The 2,528-nt window shown below is 66.3% G+C and carries 4 protein-coding genes; 3 read left to right on the top strand and 1 reads right to left on the bottom strand.

Features of this window, described 5'->3' with window-relative positions:
- Positions 1–173: 173 nt before the first annotated feature.
- A complete protein-coding gene (locus VNF71_10805) occupies positions 174–743 on the top strand; it encodes a hypothetical protein (GenBank protein ID HVA75039.1) in 570 nt (189 codons plus the stop codon).
- A gap of 52 nt (positions 744–795) precedes the next feature.
- On the opposite strand, the gene VNF71_10800 is transcribed toward VNF71_10805, so the two are convergent.
- Positions 796–1,491 carry a hypothetical protein gene (locus VNF71_10800; GenBank protein HVA75038.1) on the bottom strand — a complete coding sequence of 232 codons (696 nt, stop codon included), beginning with the start codon at positions 1,489–1,491 and terminating at the stop codon, positions 796–798.
- Positions 1,492–1,634: 143 nt separating this feature from the next.
- Between VNF71_10800 and VNF71_10795 the strand changes: the two genes are divergently transcribed.
- Positions 1,635–1,928, top strand: a complete 294-nt coding sequence (locus tag VNF71_10795) for a DUF2231 domain-containing protein (protein HVA75037.1) — start codon at positions 1,635–1,637, stop codon at positions 1,926–1,928.
- A partial coding sequence (locus tag VNF71_10790; GenBank protein HVA75036.1) for an FAD-dependent oxidoreductase occupies positions 1,925–2,528 on the top strand: 604 nt, incomplete at its 3' end. The genes VNF71_10795 and VNF71_10790, both read left to right, overlap by 4 nt.

Genomic DNA, 2,528 nt, shown 5'->3' with positions numbered 1-2,528 from the left:
GGGCCGTCTCGGGCGTCGGCTGAGGTCCTGCTTTGCCGGAAGCGGGGGGCACATCCAGCTTTCTAGGCACGCGAGCTACCGGCGCGCAACCGCCTACCCACCGGACAGCGCCGGCAGCACGGCCGACCCTGTCGATCCTAGGGACCTCATTCGCCTGCTCGGACCGGTCCAGGATGGGCCGGGAGAGGTGGCCATTCTCGAGTTGCACCGCGTGCCGCTACGAGGTTGACGAGACCGGAGCAGTCGGTGACCAACTGCTCGATTTGATCCCCGATGCCGAGCCACCACTCGGGTTCGATCGCTCGGTGCTCGCGGCCATCGGCCACCGGTCCGAGGGCAGCCGTCGTTTTCGACTGGTTACGGCTGCTGCTGCCCTGGCCGCAGCAATCGCAGGCGTCATCGGATTCGCCGTCACGGACCTCACTGGCCCATCGCGTCACCTCGAACCGGCCGAACTGACCGCCGTGCTCCACCAAGGGGAACGCTCCGTGGGAACCGTCTACGTGGGCGGTCATCCCACGTGGGTGACCATGAACGTTGATCACGCCGCGCTGACCGGGACGGTGACGTGCCAGCTCGTCGCGCGCGACGGGACCGTGATCACGGTTGGAGACTTCCAGCTCGTCGAAGGCAGCGGCAAGTGGGGCGCTCCCGATCCGCAGACAACCTCAGAGCTCGTAGGCGCCCGGTTGATCGGGCCCGACGGAAAGGTCATGGCCACCGCCACGTTCACCACCAGCTGACCGGGGAAGAGGGGGAGGCCCGCTCACACCGGACGCTGCTGGCTCTTGGAGGCTACGACGAGGGCGGCCGCACCCTCACGCAGCACAGGCCGGCTTCGGGCGCCAACTCGGCTACGACGGTGTCGTTGCCGAGGCCCCGCAGCAAACCATCGATGAACGCGGCATTGAGGGCGCAGACCACCTCTGGGGAACGTTGCGCCAGCGCGTGGAACGGGCAGTTCCTCAGTGCGAGACCGTTCGATTCGGCGACAGGCTCGAAACCGAGTCCTTCGAGCAGGCCCCTGGCTTCGCCGACCGCTCGCTCGGCCCCGAGTCGGCCCCGCCTCAGCTCCTCTTTGCGGGCACGACCGATCTCATGGCCGCGTGCGAAGGCGACCCGGCAGGCCGATTGCTCCGGGCTTCTCAGCGGGTCGATCTCCTTGATGGCGTCAACGAGGATCTCCCCGACGAGGTCGTAGCGACGGGCGGGGATGGACAGCGACACCTCCGATCCCGACGGCCGGTAGCGCTTCGGCGCTCGTCCCACCCGGCGTCGCAGCCCTCGGGGCACCTCGTGATCGGCTACCAGCAAACCTGCATCGACCAGTCTGTCCAGGTGGAAGGCCGCGAGCTTGGAGGACACGCTTATGGCGTTCGCCGCCTGTTCCCGGGTCACCGGATCGGGCGATTGGCGGGCGAAGCGGTGGAGGCGCCGCCGGACGTCGTCGTTGAGCAGTGACAGGGCGGCCACCGCCTCCTCTTCGTTCACAGGTGAAGAATATCTCAAATGTGGGTAGTCGATAAGGGAATCAATTCCGATGATTACAGGGCGAAACTTGATTTCGTATACTGCTATTAGTTATATTCAGGTGAGGGCAATGCGCGAGAAGGCCTGAACGAAAGAGGTGCGTCATGTCGACAGTCACACCTAGCCGGGACAGGCAACCGGTTTCCACCCTCGCCGGGCCCTACGGTCACCCGTTTCACCCCATCTTGGTGACCATCCCCGTTGGGGCCTGGGTGGCGAGTCTGGTGTTCGACATCATCAGTCGGGTCAACAGCAACGGCTCCGTTTCGCTCGTCGATGCAGCGCGGTGGTTGATAGCAGTCGGCCTCCTGGGAGCCGTGGTCGCCGCCCTGTTCGGGCTCATGGACCTCTTGGCCGTCCCCTTGGCCCGAGGGGTACTCGAGGTGGCGGCGAAATGAGCGGACCCCGGTTCGTCATCGTCGGCGCGGGCCTCGCCGGCGCCAAAGCGGCGGAGACTCTGCGCAGCGAAGGCTTCGAAGGCGAGATCTTGCTCATCGGCGAGGAGCCTGTGCGACCTTACGAACGTCCGCCGCTCTCAAAGGGCTACCTGCAGGGCTCGACCGAACAGGAGAAGATCTTCGTTCACGAAGCCGGCTACTACGGGGCCAACGACATCGGTCTCCGCTTGTCCCGCCGCGTAGAAGCACTCGACATCGGCAGGAGGCGGATCGTCCTCGACAACGGTGAGCGGATCCCCTTCGATTCCTGCCTGCTCGCCACCGGTGCCGAGCCGCGCAAGCTGTCCCTCCCCGGCGCGGAGCTCGAAGGCGTCTTGTACCTGCGGGACCTGGCCGATTCGGACCGGCTCAGAGGAGCTCTGGCGTCCGCATCCAAAGTGGTCGTCATCGGAGCCGGATGGATCGGCTGCGAGGTGGCTGCCTCCGCCCGCCAGCTCAACGTGGAGGTGGCGATGGTGGAGGCGGCCCCGGTGCCGCTGTCGCGCGTGCTGGGCGAGGAGCTCGGCCGCTTCTACGCCGACCTGCACGCCGATCACGGAG

Source organism: Acidimicrobiales bacterium (assembly GCA_035533095.1).
In the GTDB taxonomy this organism is placed as follows: domain Bacteria; phylum Actinomycetota; class Acidimicrobiia; order Acidimicrobiales; family Palsa-688; genus DATLUM01.
Note: the sequence above shows the minus strand (reverse complement) of the source record. Positions and strands in the feature narration are given on the sequence as shown.

What these genes read in the sequence shown, in the direction of transcription:
- VNF71_10805 (HVA75039.1), top strand. Translation starts at nt 174, where the DNA reads ATGGGCCGGGAGAGGTGGCCATTCTCGAGTTGCACCGCGTGCCGCTAC.
- VNF71_10795 (HVA75037.1), top strand. Translation starts at nt 1,635, where the DNA reads ATGTCGACAGTCACACCTAGCCGGGACAGGCAACCGGTTTCCACCCTC.